The sequence below is a fragment of the Paraburkholderia fungorum genome (genome assembly GCF_046027605.1).
GTDB lineage: Bacteria > Pseudomonadota > Gammaproteobacteria > Burkholderiales > Burkholderiaceae > Paraburkholderia > Paraburkholderia fungorum_F.
Genome location: NZ_JAQQEF010000003.1, coordinates 181,727 through 198,616 on the forward strand (window position 1 = coordinate 181,727; position 16,890 = coordinate 198,616).

Genomic DNA, 16,890 nt, shown 5'->3' on the forward strand with positions numbered 1-16,890 from the left:
AAATTACCGATCGATCCGCCCTATTCTCTCAATTTGCCGCAAGTTGCCGACCGAAAGCGTGGTGTTGACCGACTGTTCGCGGTAAGTTAGACGCCAATCGCCCGCAATTGCTTATCCAACAGGTTGCCGCTATTCTACCGTGCCGACTCTCAAAATGTGACAGTCGGACGAGAATTGCGCCTCGAATCGCGCCCCGGACCGGCTGACGGGCTTTGGCGAGCCCCGGCCGCCATCCGGGCGCAGTTGCGGTGCCCACGGCGCGCTGAAATGACGCCGCTGCAAGCTCCGGTTAGCCACCGGGCAGCGCGTGTCGAAGCAGCGATGTTTCTTTCGAGCGCTTTTTTCCGCTCACGTTCCCCAGCCACACTGATGCCGCCCACCGTATTCATCGTCTCCGACGGTACCGGGATCACTGCCGAAACCTTCGCGCATTCGATCCTCTCCCAGTTCGACCAGAAATTCCGCCTGGTTCGCGTGCCCTTCGTCGACTCGACGGACAAGGCCTACGCCACGCTAGAAAAGATCAACGAAGCGATCCTGCAGGACGGCCGTCGTCCGATCGTGTTTACGACCCTGGTGGACAGTGCGTCGAATCAGATCGTCAAAGGCTCGAATGCACTCGTGCTGGACATGTTTCAGACCTTCGTCGAGCCGCTCGAACAGGAACTGGAACTGAAGTCGAGCCACGCAATGGGTCGCGGCCACCAGAACGCCGATACCGAGGAGTACAAGAACCGGATCGAGGCGATCAACTTCTCCCTCGCTCACGACGACGGTCAATCGAACCGCAATCTGGCCGACGCCGACGTGATTCTGGTCGGCGTATCGCGCAGCGGCAAGACGCCGACGAGCCTGTATCTGGCGATGCAGTACGGCGTGAAAGCCGCCAACTACCCGCTCATTCCGGAAGACTTCGAGCGTGGCAAGCTGCCCACGCCGCTATTGGCGCATCGGCAGAAGATGTTTGGTTTGTCGATCGATCCGCAGCGGCTCTCGGAGATCCGCAACGAGCGGCGGCCGGGCAGCAAGTACGCGGCGCCCGAGAATTGCCGTTACGAGATCAATGAAGCGGAAGCGATGATGCGGCGTGAAGGGATCAAGTGGTTGTCGTCGACGCATAAGTCGATCGAAGAAATCGCGACGACGATCCTGCAGGAGATCAAGCTGGACCGGTCGGCTTATTGAAACCGGTTTCGACTCGCGCCGCGCGCTCATCCGGGGCGCGGCGCGCCAAGTTGCGTGGCCATGCCGCCCGCCGCCCGCAGGTCAATCTAGCCGCGTCTGCGTAGCCTGGTCAGTACCGCGCCTTATCCGCGACGCTGCTGGCGGCACTGTTCGAACACGCAGACAGCCGCCGCGGCCGCCACATTCAGCGACTCCATGCCGCCCGGCTGCGGAATCGTGACGCGCAAGGAGACCGCATCGCGCCACGTCTGCGACACGCCCGCGCCTTCATTGCCGAACACCCATGCGAGCGGCCCGCTCAGGTCGCAATCGTAGATCGCCTCGGCGCCGTGTGAATCCGTAATCACCACCGGCACCGCAAGACGCTCGATCAGCGTCGGCGCTTCGACATCCTCGTGGATTTGCAGCAGGAAATGCGCGCCCATGCCCGAGCGCAATACCTTCGACGACCACGCGTACGCCGTGCCCGGTGCACAAAACACCTGCTGGATACCCGCGGCCGCCGCACTGCGCAGAATCGAACCGACGTTGCCGGCGTCCTGCACGCCATCGAGCACGAGGCAGGTCTGCGCGACCTTCTCCGGCAGCGGCGTAGCGAGCTTTTCGACCAGCAGCAAAATCCCGACGCCGTGCACGACGTTCGACAACTGGCCGAACAATGCATCGGGTAGCGTGACGATGCGCTGCTCGTCGATGCGCGACACGATGGCCTGTGCTTCGTCGTGACGCAGCGCGCCCTCGGTGACAATGCACATTTCCGGCTGCCCGGCGACGTCGAGATACGCGCTCGCGAGATGGAACCCTTCGAGCAACGCGTGGCCGCTGCGACGCTGCTGATGCGTCGAGCCGGCCAGTGCCTTGAGGCGCTTGTAGAGCGGATTGTCCCGCGAGGTGATGGCTTTCACAGGCAGCGAAGACAGACAGTGAGAATGAGGAAAGAGGCGGCGACGCGCCAGCTCACGCCGGGCGCTCAGGCGCCGCTGCGTTCGCCGAAGGCGTCGTCGAGCATGGCGTCGTCGAGCACGCTGTCGTTGAGCGTGCCGGGCACGACGATCACGTCGGCCGCCGGCAGTGGCACGCCCGTGCCGAAGCGCAGATGCGCTTCACGAACCGGCGCGAACGAGCGCCGATGATGCTCGCAGGGACCATGTTCGCGCAGCGCCGCGAGATGCTGCGGCGTGCCGTAGCCGGCATGCGCGTTGAAGCCGTAGACCGGATGGCTTTGATGCAATTCGAGCAGCATCCGGTCGCGCGTGACCTTGGCGAGAATCGAGGCCGCCGAAATGCTCTTGACCAGCGCATCGCCGCCGATCACCGCCTCGCTGCGAATACTCAGCGTCGGGCAGCGGTTACCGTCGATCTTGACCAGCGTGGGCACAACCGAAAGACCTTCGACCGCCCGCTTCATCGCCAGCATGGTGGCGTGCAGGATGTTCAGCGTATCGATTTCCTCGACCGTCGCTGACGCGATGCAATAGGCCAGCGCCCGGTCGACGATCTTGTCGTACAGTTCGTCGCGCTTTTTGGCGGTGAGCACTTTGGAATCGTCGAGGCCGCGAATCATCGGCTTCGACGGATCGAAAATCACAGCCGCGGCGACCACCGGGCCGGCCAACGGGCCGCGCCCTGCTTCGTCGACGCCGCAGATGATGTCGTCCGGCGTCTCGAAGTTCAGGCCGACCTGCTGCGCCGATGCGCCCGCCACGGTCGCCTTGCGGCGTGGTGCGCGTGCGCTGGTCACGGCCGCGCCTTGCGTTTTTCGACGACGCTCGCCACGACTTCCGCCGCACGCTGCGCGGTGTTCTGCTTCAGCACGTGATGCATCTCCGTGAAAATTTCCGTCAGCGTGCGCCGGTTAGCCTCGTCGCGCAACTGTTTCAACGTGGCCTCGGCGAGCGCCTGCGGCGTGGCGAAGTGCTGCAGAATTTCCGGCACGACGAAACGCCCCGCCAGGATGTTCGGCAAGCCGACGTACGGCAGATAGCCCTGGCGGCGCATGATCTGGCCGGTCAGCCAGGGCACCTTGTACGAGATCACCATCGGCTTTTTCAGCAGCGCGGCTTCCAGCGTCACCGTGCCGCTCTTCACGAGGATGGCATCCGCCGCCGTCATCGCGAGTTGCGACTGGCCGTCGGTGATGGTCAGCGCGAGACCGGGATGCGCATCGACCAGCGGCCGCAGCATGTCACGCAGCGCGGGCGTGGCCGCCGGCATCACGAAACGCAACCCCGGCTCCTGGTGCTGCATCATTTCCATCGCGGCAAAGAACGTCGGGCCGATCAGATCGATTTCCGAACGCCGGCTGCCCGGCAGCACCGCGATGATCGGACCGCTTTCGGCGAGACCTAACGCACGGCGCGCGCCGAGCGTATCCGGCACGAGTGGGATCTCGTCAGCCAGCGGATGGCCCACGTAAGACGCCGCGACGCCGGCCTTTTCCAGCAGCGCCGTTTCGAATGGGAACACGCACAGCATGTGGTCGACCGCCTTGGCGATCTTCTTGATGCGCCCGCCCCGCCACGCCCAGATGGACGGACAGACGAAGTGAACGGTCGGAATGCCCGCCTCGCGCAACGGATGCTCGAGGCCGAAGTTGAAATCGGGTGCGTCCACGCCGACGAACACCGACGGCGGCTCGGCCAGCAATTGGCGCTTCAGCTCGTTGCGAATGCCGAGGATCTCGGGAATATGCCGCAGCGCTTCGACATAGCCGCGCACCGTCAGTTTTTCCATCGGCCAGTGGGCGTCGAAGCCCGTGGCGATCATGCGGGGGCCGCCGATCCCGTAATACTGGGTACCGGCGGGCAGACGGCTCGCGAGGCCGTCGAGCAGCGACGACGCCAGCAGGTCGCCGGACGGCTCGCCGGCCACCATCGCGACGCGCAGCGGACTTGGGTTCAATGCCATCGCTTAGCGGATGATGCCGCGTTGCGAGGCTTCGACAAACGCGAGCAGCGTTTGCACCGGCTCATCGCCATCGCCACCCGCGCTCGCGAGTTCGCGCAACTGCAACTTCGCTTCTTCCAGCGACAGGCCGTTCTTGTACAGCAAGCGGTACGCCGAGCGCAGTGCCGAAATCGCGTCGGCCGAGAAACCACGGCGGCGCAAGCCTTCCACGTTGATACCGTGCGGCTCGGCCTTGTTACCGGCGGCGATCACGAACGGCGGAATGTCCTGCACCAACGCCGACGCGCCGCCCAGCATCGAATGCGCGCCGATGCGCACGAACTGATGCACACCCGACATGCCGCCGATGATAGCGTGGTCGCCAATCGTCACATGGCCGGCCATCTGCGCGTTGCTCGACAGAATGACGTTATTGCCGACGTGGCAATCGTGGCCGATGTGCACGTAGGCCATGATCCAGTTGTCGTCGCCCAGGGTGGTGACGCCCGCGTCCTGCACCGTGCCGGTGTGGATCGTGGTGAATTCCCGGATCGTGTTGCGATTGCCGATCACGAGCCGGGTCGGCTCGTCTCTGTACTTCATGTCCTGCGGACGGCCGCCGACCGATGCGTAGTGGCCGATCCGGTTGTCTTCGCCGAGCGTGGTGTGACCTTCGATCACGCTGTGTGAACCGACCGTGGTCCGTGCGCCAATCGTCACATGTGCGCCGATCACGGCGTACGGTCCGATTTCAACGGACTCGTCGAGTTGGGCGCCCGGTTCGACGATCGCAGTGGGATGAATCCTGCTCATGCGTCCTCGCTTCTGATTCTGTTGCGTTGTCTGGATGGGCCTGGGCGGCGCTTGCCGGGCTTAAGTCAAGCCGCTGGGCAAATTGCTGAGCGCCCGGACGCCGATCTTCAAGCGTCTTTGTCCGTGTGCCGCACTGCGCACATCAGGTCGGCTTCCGCCGCCACGACTCCATCCACCTCGGCGCGCGCCTTGAACTTCCAGATGCCGCGCATATGACGTTCGAACGTGCAGTTCAGGATCAGCTGATCGCCCGGTTCCACGACGCGCTTGAAGCGCGCATTGTCGATGCCCACAAACAGATACAGCGTGTTCGACGGATCGCTCGGCTCTTCCGAAAACGTCAGCAGGGCCGCCGTTTGCGCGAGCGCTTCGAGAATCAGCACGCCGGGCATTACCGGCCGGGTCGGAAAGTGACCCTGGAAATACGGCTCATTGATCGACACATTCTTCAGCGCTTTGATGCTCTTATGCGGCTCGAGTTCGAGCACCCGGTCGACCAGCAGGATCGGGTAACGATGTGGCAGCAGCGTGAGAATCTTATGAATGTCGAGATTGATTTTTTCGGTGCTCATGGTGTTTCTACTCACGCATTGACTGCGCGATGATGACTGCGGATGCTGGTGCAGGTGGGTTGGTAACGCGTGCTGCCGGCGCTTGCCGGGGTCCGGCGGCCATGCCACCCGGTCACGGCAACCGACTTTGCTTCCTGATGCTTGCCCGCTATTTTACGCGGTACCCGCCGGTTGCCCTGCGGATTGTTCCACGAGCCGGCCTGCGGGTGTTCTGCGGGTCGTTCTGCGAGTTGCTCCGCGGGGTGTTTTGCGGGTTGTCCTGCGGGTTGTCCGGACTACTCAGGCTTTGTCGCGGAACTGCTTGCAGCGTTGGCCGGCTTGTCGGCCGAAGCGGCGTTTTCGAGCGCCTTGATACGATCGCGGAGTTTATCGATGTTACGCAGCAAGGCAGCACTCTTGTTCCAGTCCGCGTGATTCACGGCCGGAAAAGCGCTGGTGTACATGCCGGGCTTCAACAACGACTTCGACACGCCCGACTTCGCCGTGACGATCACATAATCAGCCAGTGTGACGTGCCCCGCGATCCCGACCGCGCCGCCGATCATGCAATGACGGCCGATCGTGGTGCTGCCCGCGATGCCCGCGCAGCCGGCAATCACTGTGTAAGCACCGACCTTGCAGTTGTGACCGATCTGCACGAGATTGTCGATTTTCACGCACTCTTCGATGATCGTGTCGGCCATGGCGCCACGGTCGATCGTGGTGTTCGCGCCGATTTCAACATCCGCCGCAATCGACACACCGCCCACCTGCGGAATTTTTACCCAGCTGCCGGTACGCGCATCGCCAACGCCCACGAAATCCGGTGCGAAGCCGAAGCCATCCGAACCGATCACCGCGCCAGCGTGCACGATCACGCGCTCGCCGAGCTTGCAGCCGTGATACACCGCAACATTCGGATACAGATGCGAGCCCGCGCCGATCCGCGTGCCGCGGCCGATCACCACGTTGGCATCCAGGCGCACGTTCTCGCCGATCACCGCGCCCGCTTCCACTGTGACGTGCGGGCCGATCACCGCGCTCGACGCAATCTGCGCCGAGGGGTCGATCGTCGCGCTCGGGTGGACGCCGGGCACGGCCTTGGGCGCCGCCATGTCGATGAAAGTCTGCGCGACGCGCGCGAAGTAAGCGTAGGGATTCGGCGTGACGATGAAGTTACGGCCTTCAAGGGAACTGAGCTTCGCGAGGTCGTCGGCGTTGATCAGCACCGCACCCGCGCGGGTCGTCTCGACCTGCGACAGATACTTCGGATTGGCGAGGAACGCCAGCTGGTCCGGGCCTGCCTGATCGAGCGGCGCCAGACTGCCGACGCGCTGCGAACCCTCTCCGACTACTTCACCGCCGAACTGTTGGACGATGTCCTCGAGCGTAAAAGCCATGCCTATCCTGTCTCCTATGTCGATCGGACTTAGCGCTTTTGCGCTTACCCCGATCCCACTCAAGCGCGTTGCCGCAAGTCAGTCCTACTTGCCAGTTCTACCGCCCCGCGCTGCGACCCAATGGCCGCGATCCCGGCAACCCAGCGGGCGCGTTCAATTACCCGAAGCAGCCAGAGCCTTGAGTACCTGATCGGTAATGTCGATGCGCGGGCTCACGTACACCGCTTCCTGAACGATCAGGTCGTAGTGCTGCTGTTCGGCGATCTGCTTGATCACCTTGTTGGCCCGGTCGAGCACCGCCCCCAGCTCTTCGTTGCGGCGACGGTCGAGGTCATCGCGAAACTCGCGTTGCGTGCGCTGAAAGTCGAAATCCATTTGCGACAATTTTCGCTGCTTCTGTGCTCGGTCGTCAGGCGACATCGACGCGCCTTTCTTATCAAGTTCATCGGCTAACGCCTTCATTGCCTGGGTCCTATCGGCGAGATCCTTGTCACGGCTGGCGAACTCCGCTTGCAGCTTGACCTGTGCAGCCTTCGCAGCCGCCGATTCACGCAGGATTCGGTCCGAATTCACCGCAGCGATCCTGGCTTCCTGCGCGTGCGCTGCCCCCGCCATGCCGACACCCAGTGTCATTGCCAGCGCGAACGCACATGCCACACGTTTCGAAAACATACCGGTTAGCAAAGTCATCCTCTCGATACTGTAGTTTGGCCGGCCTCCCGCGGCCGGACCGCCAGCCGCCGGGTCGCCGGCCGCCGGGTCGCCGGCCGCCGGATCGCCGGCCGCCGGATCAGAACGCCGTCCCGATCTGGAACTGGAACTTCTGATACTGGTCGCCGGTGTGTTTCACGAGCGGGAAGCCCAAGCTAAGCTTGAGCGGGCCGATTGGCGAAATCCACGCAAGACCGACACCGTAGCCATAGCGCAGGCCGTTCGCGCCTGTCGAATTCGCAGCGGCGCTCGCGTCTGCCCAGACGTTGCCGGCGTCAAGGAACGTAAACACACGCAGGGTCCGGTCATAGCCCGTGCCAGGCAACGGGAACGTCAACTCAATGTTGCCGACGAGCAATTTCGAGCCGCCGATCGGATCATTAGTCGTTTTGTCGCGCGGACCCAGCGAGCTCGGTTCGAAGCCACGCACCGAACCGATACCGCCGGCGTAGTAGTTCTTGAAAATCGGATAAGGCTTGCCGCCCAGGCCGTTACCGTAACCACCCTGGAAGTTGAAGCCCAGTACGAAGCCGCGCGCAAACGAGTAATAGTACTGCGCGTTGATATCGGCCTTGTAGTACTGCGTGCCCCCAATCGGCGTGCCGTACTCGGCGTTGGCTTGCGTGAAGTAACCACGGCTCGGTACCAGTGCGCTGTCACGCGCATCGCGCGACCAGCCCACCGTGAGCGGCACGTTGTTCGATACACGGCCGAAATCCTTGACATACTGGATGTACGAAGCAGGCGTGTTCGCGTCGACATCCAGCTGGTTCTGCTCAAGGCCGGCACCGAAGTACACCGTGTCGACTTCGGAGAACGGAATACCAAACTTCAGGTCGCCACCGATCGTGACGATCTTGAAGCTCGAATCCGTCGAGTAGAACAGCGGCTGGTACGTACGGTAGTAGACGTCGGTAATCCGCTTGATACCGTCGACCGTAAAGTACGGGTCGACCTGGGTGACCGTCAACGTACGGTAGGTCTTGGCGGTATTCACGTTCACCGAGAGACTCGTGCCCGAACCGAACACATTGTCCTGCGACACGCCGGCCGAGAGCACCACCTTGTCGGTCGACGAGAAGCCCGCGCCCAGCGTGATCGCGCCGGTCGGCTTTTCGGCCACCTTGACGTCCACATCGACCTGGTCCGGCGTGCCTTCCACCGGCACCGTGGTCACGTCGACATCGGTAAAGTAGCCGAGACGGTTGATCCGGTCTTTCGACAGCGCGAGACGGTTCGAATCGAACCACGAGCTTTCAAGCTGGCGCATTTCGCGGCGCACCACTTCGTCGCGCGTACGCGTGTTGCCGACCACGTTGATGCGGCGCACGTACACGCGGCGGCTCGGGTCCACTTGCAGCGTCAGGTCGACCTTGTGGTGTTCCTGATCGATCTGCGGCTGTGCATTGACGGTGGCGAACGCATAGCCGTATTCGCCCAGTTTGTCGACGATTGACTTGGTCGTGGCTTGCAGCTTTTCAGCCGAGAAGCGGTCACCCGGTTTGATCTTGATGAGCTTGGCCAGCTCCGGCTCACGGTCGAGCAGGTTGCCGGCCAGCTTGATGCTGCTGATCGTGTACGGCTCGCCTTCATGCAGCGTGACCGTCAGATACATGTCCTTCTTGTCCGGCGAGATCGACACCTGGGTCGAGTCGATATTGAACTCGAGGTAGCCGCGATTCAGGTAATACGAGCGGACGTTTTCGAGGTCGCCGGTGAGCTTGTCTTTCGCGTACAGGTCGTTCTTCGTGTACCACGAGAACCAGTTCGGCGTGGACAACTGCATTTCATCGCGCAGCGTACCCGTACTGAACGCCTTGTTGCCGATGAAGTTGATCTGGCGGATCTTTGCGCTCGGACCTTCAGCCACCGAGAACAGCACCGACACGCGGTTGCGGTCGATCGGCGTGATCGTGGTGGTGACTTCGGCGGCGTAGTAGCCGCGCGTGAGGTACTGGCGCTTCAGTTCCTGCTCGGCCTTGTCGACGAGTGCCTTGTCGTAGTAACGGCCTTGCGACAAGCCAACCGCGCGCAGCGCCTTGGTCAGGTTGTCCTTGTCGAATTCGTGAATGCCGGAGAAGTCGATCGAGCCCACGGCCGGACGTTCCAGCACCTGCACGATGACGACGTTTCCTTCGGTCGCGATCTTGACGTCGTTGAAAAAGCCCGTGGCGTACAGCGCGCGAATGGCTTCAGAAGCCTTGTCGTCGCTAAAGGTGTCGCCTTGCTTGATGGGCAGGTACGCGAACACGGTACCGGGTTCGACGCGTTGCAATCCCTCGATCCGGATGTCTTGCACCACGAAGGGCGTCGTTGCGTGAGCAACCAGCCCATGCGCGGCGAATGCCGCGGCTATAACCGTCTTTGGAACAAAGCGATGAGGTTTAAACAACGTGCTTCCCCAGTGTGTATAGCTGCATCAGGTCGGGCGGTCGCCATCGTGAACGCCGCCAGACACTTTAAAAATGGATTAAACGAGCCAGATCGTTGAACAGCGCGATCGCCGACAACGCGACGATGCAGGCGAGACCCGCCCTCTGAAAAACGAGTTGCCAGCGATCAGAGACAACTTTGCCGGTTACAGCTTCAACCAAATAATATAACAGATGACCCCCGTCCAATACCGGAATTGGTAACAGGTTCAGTACGCCGAGGCTAATACTGACAAGGGCCAGGAACGACAGGAATGCAGAAGGACCTAGACGTGCGCTCTTTCCTGCGTAATCGGCGATCGTCACGGGGCCAGAAAGATTCTTGAGCGAAGCCTCGCCGACGATCATGCGTCCGAACATGCGCACCGAATAGACAGCGAGATCCCATGTGCGGCGCGCGCCCAGTTGCAGGCTTTCGACCGGACCGTAATGCACGTCGATCGACGGCACCTGAGTGGCGAGTTCCGCGCCGATACGGCCGATCTGCTGCCCCGTCGCGTCATCACGCTGCGACTGCGGGACGATGCGAACGTCTTCCAGCCTGCCGGCCGCTTGCCCACCACGCTCCACCTGCAGTGTCAGGGGCGTGCCGGCGTGCGATTTTACATAGGCGATGAAGGCCGTGGCATTGTCAGTAGGGATACCGTTGATCGCGCGCAGACGGTCACCCACTGCAAGGCCTGCCTTTTGCGCCGCGCTATCCGGTTGCACACCCGCGACCGTCAGTTTGCCGCCGCCCGGTTCGAAACCGAGATGCGACATAAAGTCGTCGTCGACGTCTTTCTCGGTGATGCCGCGCAGATCGAGCTGGAAATCCGAGGTGCCGTGGGCATCTTTCGCGCTGAGCACGACGCGCTTGTGATCGAATGCCGCGCCCAGCAGTTTCCAGCGCAAATCGGACCACGAGCGCACCCGCTCGGATTCGCCGGCATTCTCGGCACGCACCGCGACAATCGTTTCGCCGCCGTCGAAACCGGCCAACGCCGCCGGCGTATTTGCAGCGGGCGCCGCAACCACGGCCGCCGGCTCCGTCACGCCGGTGGCGAACACGAGGGCGAACAGCACGATGGCAAGCAGGAAGTTCGCGACCGGGCCGGCCGCGACAATCGCGAAACGGCGCCACACCGACTGCCGGTTGAACGCGTGCGGCAACGCGTCAACGGGAATCGGCGCGCCGCCAGTTTCGCGTTCGTCGAGCATCTTCACGTAGCCGCCCAGCGGCAGCGCGGCAATCGTCCATTCGGTGCCGGTCTTCGGGCTCACCCACTGGAACAGCGGCTTGCCGAAGCCGATCGAAAAACGCAATACCTTGACGCCGCACAAACGCGCCACGCTGTAATGCCCATACTCGTGGACGACCACGAGGACGCCAATCGCGACCGCGAAGGCAAGCAGTTCGATCAGCAGATTCATAGGCGCCTCACTGGACGGCGCGTTCCGTGCGACGGGCGCCGTCCGGCAGACGCGCGATGAAGTCAGCAGCGGCGCGGCGCGCGGCCGCATCCGCTTCGATCACGTCTTCCAGCGCGTGCGCGCTTCGGTTGGGCAACCCGTTGAGCACCGCGTCGACCACCTGGGCGATCGCCATGAAACCGATCTGGCGCGCGAGGAACGCTTCAACGGCGACTTCGTTCGCGGCATTCAGGGCCGCGCTCGCCAGGCCTCCCTCGGCCAGCGCCTTCACCGCGAGCGCGAGACACGGGAAGCGCGCGTAATCCGGCTTTTCGAACGAGAGCGATGCGACCTGCAGCAGATCGAGTTGTGCGACACCTGAATCGATCCGATCCGGAAACGCCAGCGCATAAGCAATCGGCGTGCGCATGTCGGGATTGCCCAGTTGCGCGAGCACCGAACCGTCGGCGTACGACACCATCGAATGAATCACGCTTTGCGGGTGAATCAGCACCTCGATGCGCTCGCCCGGCAAATTGAAGAGCCAGTGTGCCTCGATCACCTCGAGACCCTTGTTCATCATCGTGGCCGAGTCGACCGAAATCTTGCGGCCCATCACCCAGTTCGGATGCTTGCAGGCTTCGTCAGGCGTGACGTCGGCCAGCGTGGCCGGTTCGCGCGTGCGGAACGGACCGCCCGAGGCGGTCAGGATGATCTTCGAGACGCCGCCGTGCAGCGCGGCTTCGCGCGGCAGACATTGGAAAATTGCGTTGTGTTCGCTGTCGACCGGCAGCAGCACTGCGCCGTTGTCGCGCACCGCGTCCATGAAGATCGCGCCGGACATCACCAGCGCTTCCTTGTTGGCGAGCAGAATCCGCTTGCCGGCGCGCGCCGCCGCAAGACTCGGCGCGAGACCCGCAGCGCCGACGATCGCCGCCACCACGGTATCGCAGCTCTCGCTCTTCGACACGTCGACGAGCGCTTGTGGCCCGTACGTGACTTCAGTCTTGCTACCGGCCTCGCGCAGTTTCGCCGCGACGTGCGCGGCCGTATCGGCATCGCCGACTACCGCGACTTCGGGTTGAAAGCGCAGGCATTGCTCGACGAGCTTGTCGCCGTTGCGATGCGCCGTGAGCGCGTAAACCGAAAAGCGCTCGGGATGACGCGCGACGACGTCGAGCGTGCTGTCTCCAATCGAGCCCGTGGAACCGAGCAATGTCAGACGTTTTTGCATATCTCTTTCTCTAGCCGAGCAGCAGCATGGCAAGCGGAAGCACCGGCAACAATGCGTCGATGCGGTCGAGCACGCCACCGTGCCCAGGCAACAGGCCGCTTGAATCTTTCACCCCGGCCTGGCGTTTCATCATTGATTCGAACAGGTCGCCCACCACGCTGAATGCCACCAGCAAGGTCAGTGCGAGCAGTGTACGTACGGCGCCCAGTTGCGCCAGCAGCGCAGAATACAGGGTTGGCTCGAACGCATGAAATACGACCGCCGTCGCGGCGACGATCATGACTACCAGCCAGCCGCCGATCGCGCCCTCCCAAGTCTTACCCGGGCTGATGGCAGGCGCCAGCTTGTGCTTGCCGAACGCTTTTCCGGAGAAGTATGCGCCGATATCGGCCAGCCATACCAATAGCAGCAGCGACAGCACGAACGGCACGCCCTTCATGCGCGCGGCGACGAGAGCATGCCAGCACGCGACGAATACCACAATGCCGGCAAGGAATAGAAAAGCGCGCCAGGCGCCTTGCGCAAGGGTCGGCTTGCGCAGGAGCACATACGGCCCCGCGATCACCCAGAAAATAGCGGCCGCTTGAAAGAGCGGCCGGGGCTCCTCCACACCGGTGCCGAGCCGCGTGCTCGCGACCAGCGCAACCGCGGCCACCAGCGCGTAGATGACCGGGCCCGCGCCGCCGAGCTTCAGCAGGCGCGCCCATTCCCACGCGGCGAACACGACGACGAAAGCGATCAACGCGCCGAACGCGCCCACCGGCGCGAACAACGTGACCGGCAGGAAGACCGCCAGCAGGATGATCGCCGTGATAACACGGGTTTTTAGCATGGAAGCGAATCGACGTTTTGCGATTGCGGCTCGAGTTGAGCACTGGTGCGGCCGAAGCGGCGCTCACGTTCCCCATAGGAAGCGATGGCGTGGCCGAGCGCTTCCGCGTCGAAGTCCGGCCAGAATGTGTCGGTGAAGTAAAACTCGGTGTAGGCGAGTTGCCACAGCAGGAAGTTGCTGACGCGGCGCTCGCCGCCGGTGCGGATGAAGAGGTCCGGCTCCGGCGCGTAGGCCATCGACAGGTGTTCGGCGAACGAATCCTCGTTCACCTCGACCGCCTTGCCCGCCAGTGCCGATTGCTCGGCCAGCTTACGGGTGGCTTGCATGATGTCCCACCGGCCGCCGTAGTTGGCGGCAATGGTGAGCGTGAGGCGGGTATTGCGCGCTGTTTTGGTTTCCGCGCGCTTGATCAGGTCACGAATACGCGTATCGAATCGGGACAGATCGCCGACCACGCGCAAACGGATGCCGTTGGCGTGCAGCTTGCCTATCTCGCGCTCCAGCGCAGTGACGAACAGGCGCATCAGGAACGACACTTCGTCGTTCGGGCGGCGCCAGTTTTCAGAGCTGAAGGCAAACAGCGTCAGGTATTCGACGCCCTGCCGGGCGCACGCATCGACCGCCGCGCGCACTGCGTCGACGCCGCGCGTGTGGCCGGCCACGCGCGGCAGGCGTCGCTGGGTCGCCCAACGGCCGTTGCCGTCCATGATGATCGCGATATGTCGCGGCACCGCGGCGACATCAGGCACGCGCACGGTTGAGCTGGTATAGGTCATGGCCGTCGGGACAGTGACTGCAAAAAAAGTGGAAGTCTTGAAGGTGGGAAGCCACGCGGCCTCAGACCGTCATGATTTCGGCTTCTTTAGTCACTACAAGCTTGTCGATTTCACTGACAAACTTGTCCGTCAGTTTCTGAACGTCGTCACCTGCACGGCGCTCGTCATCTTCGGAAATTTCCTTGTCTTTCACGAGCTTCTTCAGTTGCTCGTTTGCGTCACGGCGCAGGTTACGAACCGCGACCTTGGCCGTTTCCGCTTCGCTCTTGACCACTTTGGTCAGTTCGCGGCGGCGTTCTTCGGTCAACGCGGGCATCGGCACGCGGATCACGTCGCCTTGTGTAGCCGGGTTCAGACCGAGGTCCGACTCGCGGATCGCCTTTTCGACGACCTGGACCATCTTCTTTTCCCACGGCTGCACGCCGATCGTGCGTGCGTCGATCAACGTCAGGTTCGCGACCTGCGAAATCGGCACCGGCGAACCGTAGTAATCGCACTGGATGTGATCGAGTAGGCCCGTGTGCGCACGGCCCGTGCGGATCTTCGACAGATCGTTCTTGAACGCGTCGATGGAACGCTGCATCTTTTGTTCAGCGCCCTTCCTGATATCAGCCACAGACATTTTTAAACCTCCGAACCTTCAAAACGGTGCGAGCCGGCCAGCGCGCGCATGATGCGGCGGCCTGGGCTCGCGTTAAAGCCCACGTTATGTGAACGAGAGTTTACACGTGGACGAGGGTGCCCTCGTCCTCGCCTTGTACGATGCGCTTGAGCGCGCCCGGCTTGACGATCGAAAACACCCGGATCGGCAGCTTCTGGTCGCGGCACAGCGCGAACGCCGTGGCGTCCATCACCTGCAGATTACGGCCGATGGCTTCGTCGAAACTGATCGTGGTGTAACGGGTCGCGCTCGGGTCTTTCTTGGGGTCGGCGGAATAGACGCCGTCCACCTTGGTGGCCTTCAGCACGACTTCCGCGCCGATTTCCGAGCCGCGCAGCGCAGCGGCCGTATCGGTCGTGAAGAACGGGTTGCCGGTGCCGGCCGCGAAAATCACGACTTTGCCTTCTTCGAGCTGGCGAATCGCGCGAGGCCGGATATACGGCTCAACCACCTGGTCCATGCGCAGCGCGGATTGCACGCGCGCTTCGATGCCGGCGTGGCGCATTGCGTCCTGCAGCGCCAGCGCGTTCATCATGGTGGCCAGCATGCCCATGTAGTCAGCCGTGGCGCGGTCCATACCGGCCGCGCCGCCCGCGACGCCGCGGAAAATGTTGCCGCCGCCGATCACCACGGCCAACTGCGTTCCGAGACGGACCACTTCGGCCACGTCCGCCACCATTCGTTCGATGGTCGCGCGATTGATGCCGAAGGCATCGTCGCCCATCAGAGCTTCACCGGAGAGTTTGAGCAGGACGCGTTTATAGGCAGTGGGCATAGGGGTATCCAGATCGCGCAGAACAGGGCAACAACAAGGGACTAATGTAGGGGTGAAATGCTGATTCGGGCAAGCGTCGCCAAATTGACTAACCCTGGGGTTTGCCAGAGACGGCGGCGCAGCGAGGGTCAACCCGCGCGCAGCCTTGCGGCGCTGCCGACCGCGGCAGAGTCTTGCTCCGCCGCGGGTCAAACGGTACTAACTAAAGCTTAAGCGATGCTTATTGCTGCTTCGCAGCAGCAACTTGAGCGGCCACTTCAGCTGCGAAGTCGTCCTGTTTTTTCTCGATGCCTTCGCCAACCACGAACAGCGCGAACTTCTGCACGCTCGCGTTGCCGGCCTTCAGCATCTGTTCGATTGTCTGCTTGTCGTTCTTAACGAACGTCTGGTTCAGCAGCGATACTTCCTTCAGGTACTTCTGCACGCTGCCGTCGACCATCTTGGCGACGATTTCAGCCGGCTTGCCCGATTCAGCAGCCTTCTGTTCAGCAATGCTGCGCTCCTTGGCGATCAGATCCGCCGGGACGTCGTCCGACGACAGCGAGACCGGCTTCATTGCGGCGATGTGCATGGCCACGTCCTTGCCGACCTGTTCGTCCGCGCCGGTGTACTCGACCAGCACGCCGATACGCGTGCCGTGCAGATACGCTGCCAGCTTGTTCGAGGTTTCGAAACGCACGAAACGGCGGATCGACAGGTTTTCACCGATCTTGCCGACCAGCGCCAGACGCACTGCGTCGACCGTCGAGCCGTCCAGCGGCAGTGCCGACAGCGCAGCGACGTCAGCCGGGTTTTGCGTAGCGACCAGTTCAGCGACAGTCTTCGAGAAAGCCAGGAAGTCGTCGTTCTTCGAAACGAAGTCGGTTTCGCAGTTCAGTTCGACCAGCGAACCCGCGTTGCCGCCGATAAACGATGCGACCACGCCTTCAGCCGTCACGCGTGACGCGGCCTTGCTGGCCTTGTTACCCAGCTTCACGCGCAGCAGCTCTTCAGCGCGCGCCATGTCGCCTTCGGCTTCCGTCAGCGCTTTCTTGCATTCCATCATCGGCGCGTCGGTCTTTGCGCGCAGTTCTGCAACCATGCTTGCGGTAATTGCCGCCATCATTTGCTCCTTGAGTTCCATCTGTCACACGCCGCCCGGACTTCGATGCCGGCGGCAAGAATTCGTTTCAACGTCGCCCGTATTATTTACGAGCTATGTTTCAGGCACTGCTCACAGCACATCACTACTTTGTCGCGGCT

Annotated in this window: 16 protein-coding genes; 1 reads left to right on the forward strand and 15 read right to left on the reverse strand. The window is 62.5% G+C overall.

Features of this window, described 5'->3' with window-relative positions; genetic code table 11:
* The first annotated feature begins 369 nt into the window (after positions 1–369).
* Complete coding sequence (ppsR, locus tag PQR53_RS06925) at positions 370–1,185, forward strand: posphoenolpyruvate synthetase regulatory kinase/phosphorylase PpsR (protein ID WP_179732633.1); 816 nt, start codon at positions 370–372, stop codon at positions 1,183–1,185.
* 122 nt (positions 1,186–1,307) lie between these two features.
* Here the strand turns inward: ppsR and PQR53_RS06930 are convergent, their stop codons facing one another.
* The 15 genes from PQR53_RS06930 to tsf all read right to left on the reverse strand — a co-directional run bounded on the left by PQR53_RS06930 (position 1,308) and on the right by tsf (position 16,750).
* A complete protein-coding gene (locus PQR53_RS06930; protein ID WP_408451830.1) occupies positions 1,308–2,090 on the reverse strand; it encodes a TrmH family RNA methyltransferase in 783 nt (260 codons plus the stop codon).
* Between the two features lie 65 nt (positions 2,091–2,155).
* Entirely contained in the window at positions 2,156–2,926 is a 771-nt protein-coding gene (rnhB, locus tag PQR53_RS06935) for a ribonuclease HII (RefSeq protein WP_408451832.1), read from the reverse strand.
* Positions 2,923–4,092, reverse strand: a complete 1,170-nt coding sequence (gene lpxB, locus PQR53_RS06940) for a lipid-A-disaccharide synthase (protein ID WP_408451834.1) — start codon at positions 4,090–4,092, stop codon at positions 2,923–2,925. Before lpxB ends, rnhB begins: the two co-directional genes overlap by 4 nt.
* A 3-nt stretch (positions 4,093–4,095) precedes the next feature.
* Positions 4,096–4,884 carry an acyl-ACP--UDP-N-acetylglucosamine O-acyltransferase gene (lpxA, locus tag PQR53_RS06945; RefSeq protein ID WP_408451836.1) on the reverse strand — a complete coding sequence of 263 codons (789 nt, stop codon included), beginning with the start codon at positions 4,882–4,884 and terminating at the stop codon, positions 4,096–4,098.
* Between the two features lie 107 nt (positions 4,885–4,991).
* On the reverse strand, positions 4,992–5,456 hold the full coding sequence (fabZ, locus tag PQR53_RS06950) for a 3-hydroxyacyl-ACP dehydratase FabZ (RefSeq protein WP_006048683.1): 465 nt from the start codon (positions 5,454–5,456) through the stop codon (positions 4,992–4,994).
* 275 nt (positions 5,457–5,731) lie between these two features.
* Positions 5,732–6,835, reverse strand: a complete 1,104-nt coding sequence (gene lpxD, locus PQR53_RS06955) for a UDP-3-O-(3-hydroxymyristoyl)glucosamine N-acyltransferase (protein ID WP_408451838.1) — start codon at positions 6,833–6,835, stop codon at positions 5,732–5,734.
* Between the two features lie 153 nt (positions 6,836–6,988).
* The gene (locus PQR53_RS06960) at positions 6,989–7,507 is read right to left on the reverse strand and encodes an OmpH/Skp family outer membrane protein (protein ID WP_408451840.1); all 519 of its coding nucleotides are present in this window, start codon (positions 7,505–7,507) and stop codon (positions 6,989–6,991) included.
* A gap of 118 nt (positions 7,508–7,625) precedes the next feature.
* Positions 7,626–9,938, reverse strand: a complete 2,313-nt coding sequence (gene bamA, locus PQR53_RS06965; RefSeq protein ID WP_408451842.1) for an outer membrane protein assembly factor BamA — start codon at positions 9,936–9,938, stop codon at positions 7,626–7,628.
* A gap of 67 nt (positions 9,939–10,005) precedes the next feature.
* Positions 10,006–11,391 carry an RIP metalloprotease RseP gene (gene rseP, locus PQR53_RS06970; protein WP_408451844.1) on the reverse strand — a complete coding sequence of 462 codons (1,386 nt, stop codon included), beginning with the start codon at positions 11,389–11,391 and terminating at the stop codon, positions 10,006–10,008.
* Positions 11,392–11,398: 7 nt separating this feature from the next.
* Positions 11,399–12,604 carry a 1-deoxy-D-xylulose-5-phosphate reductoisomerase gene (locus tag PQR53_RS06975; protein ID WP_408451845.1) on the reverse strand — a complete coding sequence of 402 codons (1,206 nt, stop codon included), beginning with the start codon at positions 12,602–12,604 and terminating at the stop codon, positions 11,399–11,401.
* Between the two features lie 10 nt (positions 12,605–12,614).
* Complete coding sequence (locus tag PQR53_RS06980) at positions 12,615–13,436, reverse strand: phosphatidate cytidylyltransferase (RefSeq protein WP_408451847.1); 822 nt, start codon at positions 13,434–13,436, stop codon at positions 12,615–12,617.
* Positions 13,430–14,212, reverse strand: a complete 783-nt coding sequence (uppS, locus tag PQR53_RS06985) for a polyprenyl diphosphate synthase (protein ID WP_408451849.1) — start codon at positions 14,210–14,212, stop codon at positions 13,430–13,432. The genes PQR53_RS06980 and uppS overlap by 7 nt, the downstream gene beginning before the upstream one ends.
* 61 nt (positions 14,213–14,273) lie before the next feature.
* Positions 14,274–14,834, reverse strand: coding sequence for a ribosome recycling factor (gene frr, locus PQR53_RS06990; RefSeq protein ID WP_408451851.1), 561 nt, complete (start codon positions 14,832–14,834; stop codon positions 14,274–14,276).
* A 100-nt stretch (positions 14,835–14,934) separates the two neighbouring features.
* On the reverse strand, positions 14,935–15,648 hold the full coding sequence (gene pyrH, locus PQR53_RS06995) for a UMP kinase (RefSeq protein WP_011488865.1): 714 nt from the start codon (positions 15,646–15,648) through the stop codon (positions 14,935–14,937).
* Between the two features lie 220 nt (positions 15,649–15,868).
* Positions 15,869–16,750, reverse strand: a complete 882-nt coding sequence (gene tsf, locus PQR53_RS07000) for a translation elongation factor Ts (protein ID WP_097389605.1) — start codon at positions 16,748–16,750, stop codon at positions 15,869–15,871.
* Positions 16,751–16,890 lie beyond the last annotated feature (140 nt).

Excerpts from the sequence above, each read along its gene's own strand:
- ppsR (WP_179732633.1), top strand. The coding sequence starts at position 370 with ATGCCGCCCACCGTATTCATCGTCTCCGACGGTACCGGGATCACTGCC.
- lpxB (WP_408451834.1), bottom strand. The coding sequence starts at position 4,092 with ATGGCATTGAACCCAAGTCCGCTGCGCGTCGCGATGGTGGCCGGCGAG.
- lpxA (WP_408451836.1), bottom strand. The coding sequence starts at position 4,884 with ATGAGCAGGATTCATCCCACTGCGATCGTCGAACCGGGCGCCCAACTC.
- fabZ (WP_006048683.1), bottom strand. The coding sequence starts at position 5,456 with ATGAGCACCGAAAAAATCAATCTCGACATTCATAAGATTCTCACGCTG.
- lpxD (WP_408451838.1), bottom strand. The coding sequence starts at position 6,835 with ATGGCTTTTACGCTCGAGGACATCGTCCAACAGTTCGGCGGTGAAGTA.
- PQR53_RS06960 (WP_408451840.1), bottom strand. The coding sequence starts at position 7,507 with ATGTTTTCGAAACGTGTGGCATGTGCGTTCGCGCTGGCAATGACACTG.
- rseP (WP_408451844.1), bottom strand. The coding sequence starts at position 11,391 with ATGAATCTGCTGATCGAACTGCTTGCCTTCGCGGTCGCGATTGGCGTC.
- PQR53_RS06975 (WP_408451845.1), bottom strand. The coding sequence starts at position 12,604 with ATGCAAAAACGTCTGACATTGCTCGGTTCCACGGGCTCGATTGGAGAC.
- PQR53_RS06980 (WP_408451847.1), bottom strand. The coding sequence starts at position 13,436 with ATGCTAAAAACCCGTGTTATCACGGCGATCATCCTGCTGGCGGTCTTC.
- uppS (WP_408451849.1), bottom strand. The coding sequence starts at position 14,212 with ATGACCTATACCAGCTCAACCGTGCGCGTGCCTGATGTCGCCGCGGTG.
- frr (WP_408451851.1), bottom strand. The coding sequence starts at position 14,834 with ATGTCTGTGGCTGATATCAGGAAGGGCGCTGAACAAAAGATGCAGCGT.
- pyrH (WP_011488865.1), bottom strand. The coding sequence starts at position 15,648 with ATGCCCACTGCCTATAAACGCGTCCTGCTCAAACTCTCCGGTGAAGCT.
- tsf (WP_097389605.1), bottom strand. The coding sequence starts at position 16,750 with ATGGCGGCAATTACCGCAAGCATGGTTGCAGAACTGCGCGCAAAGACC.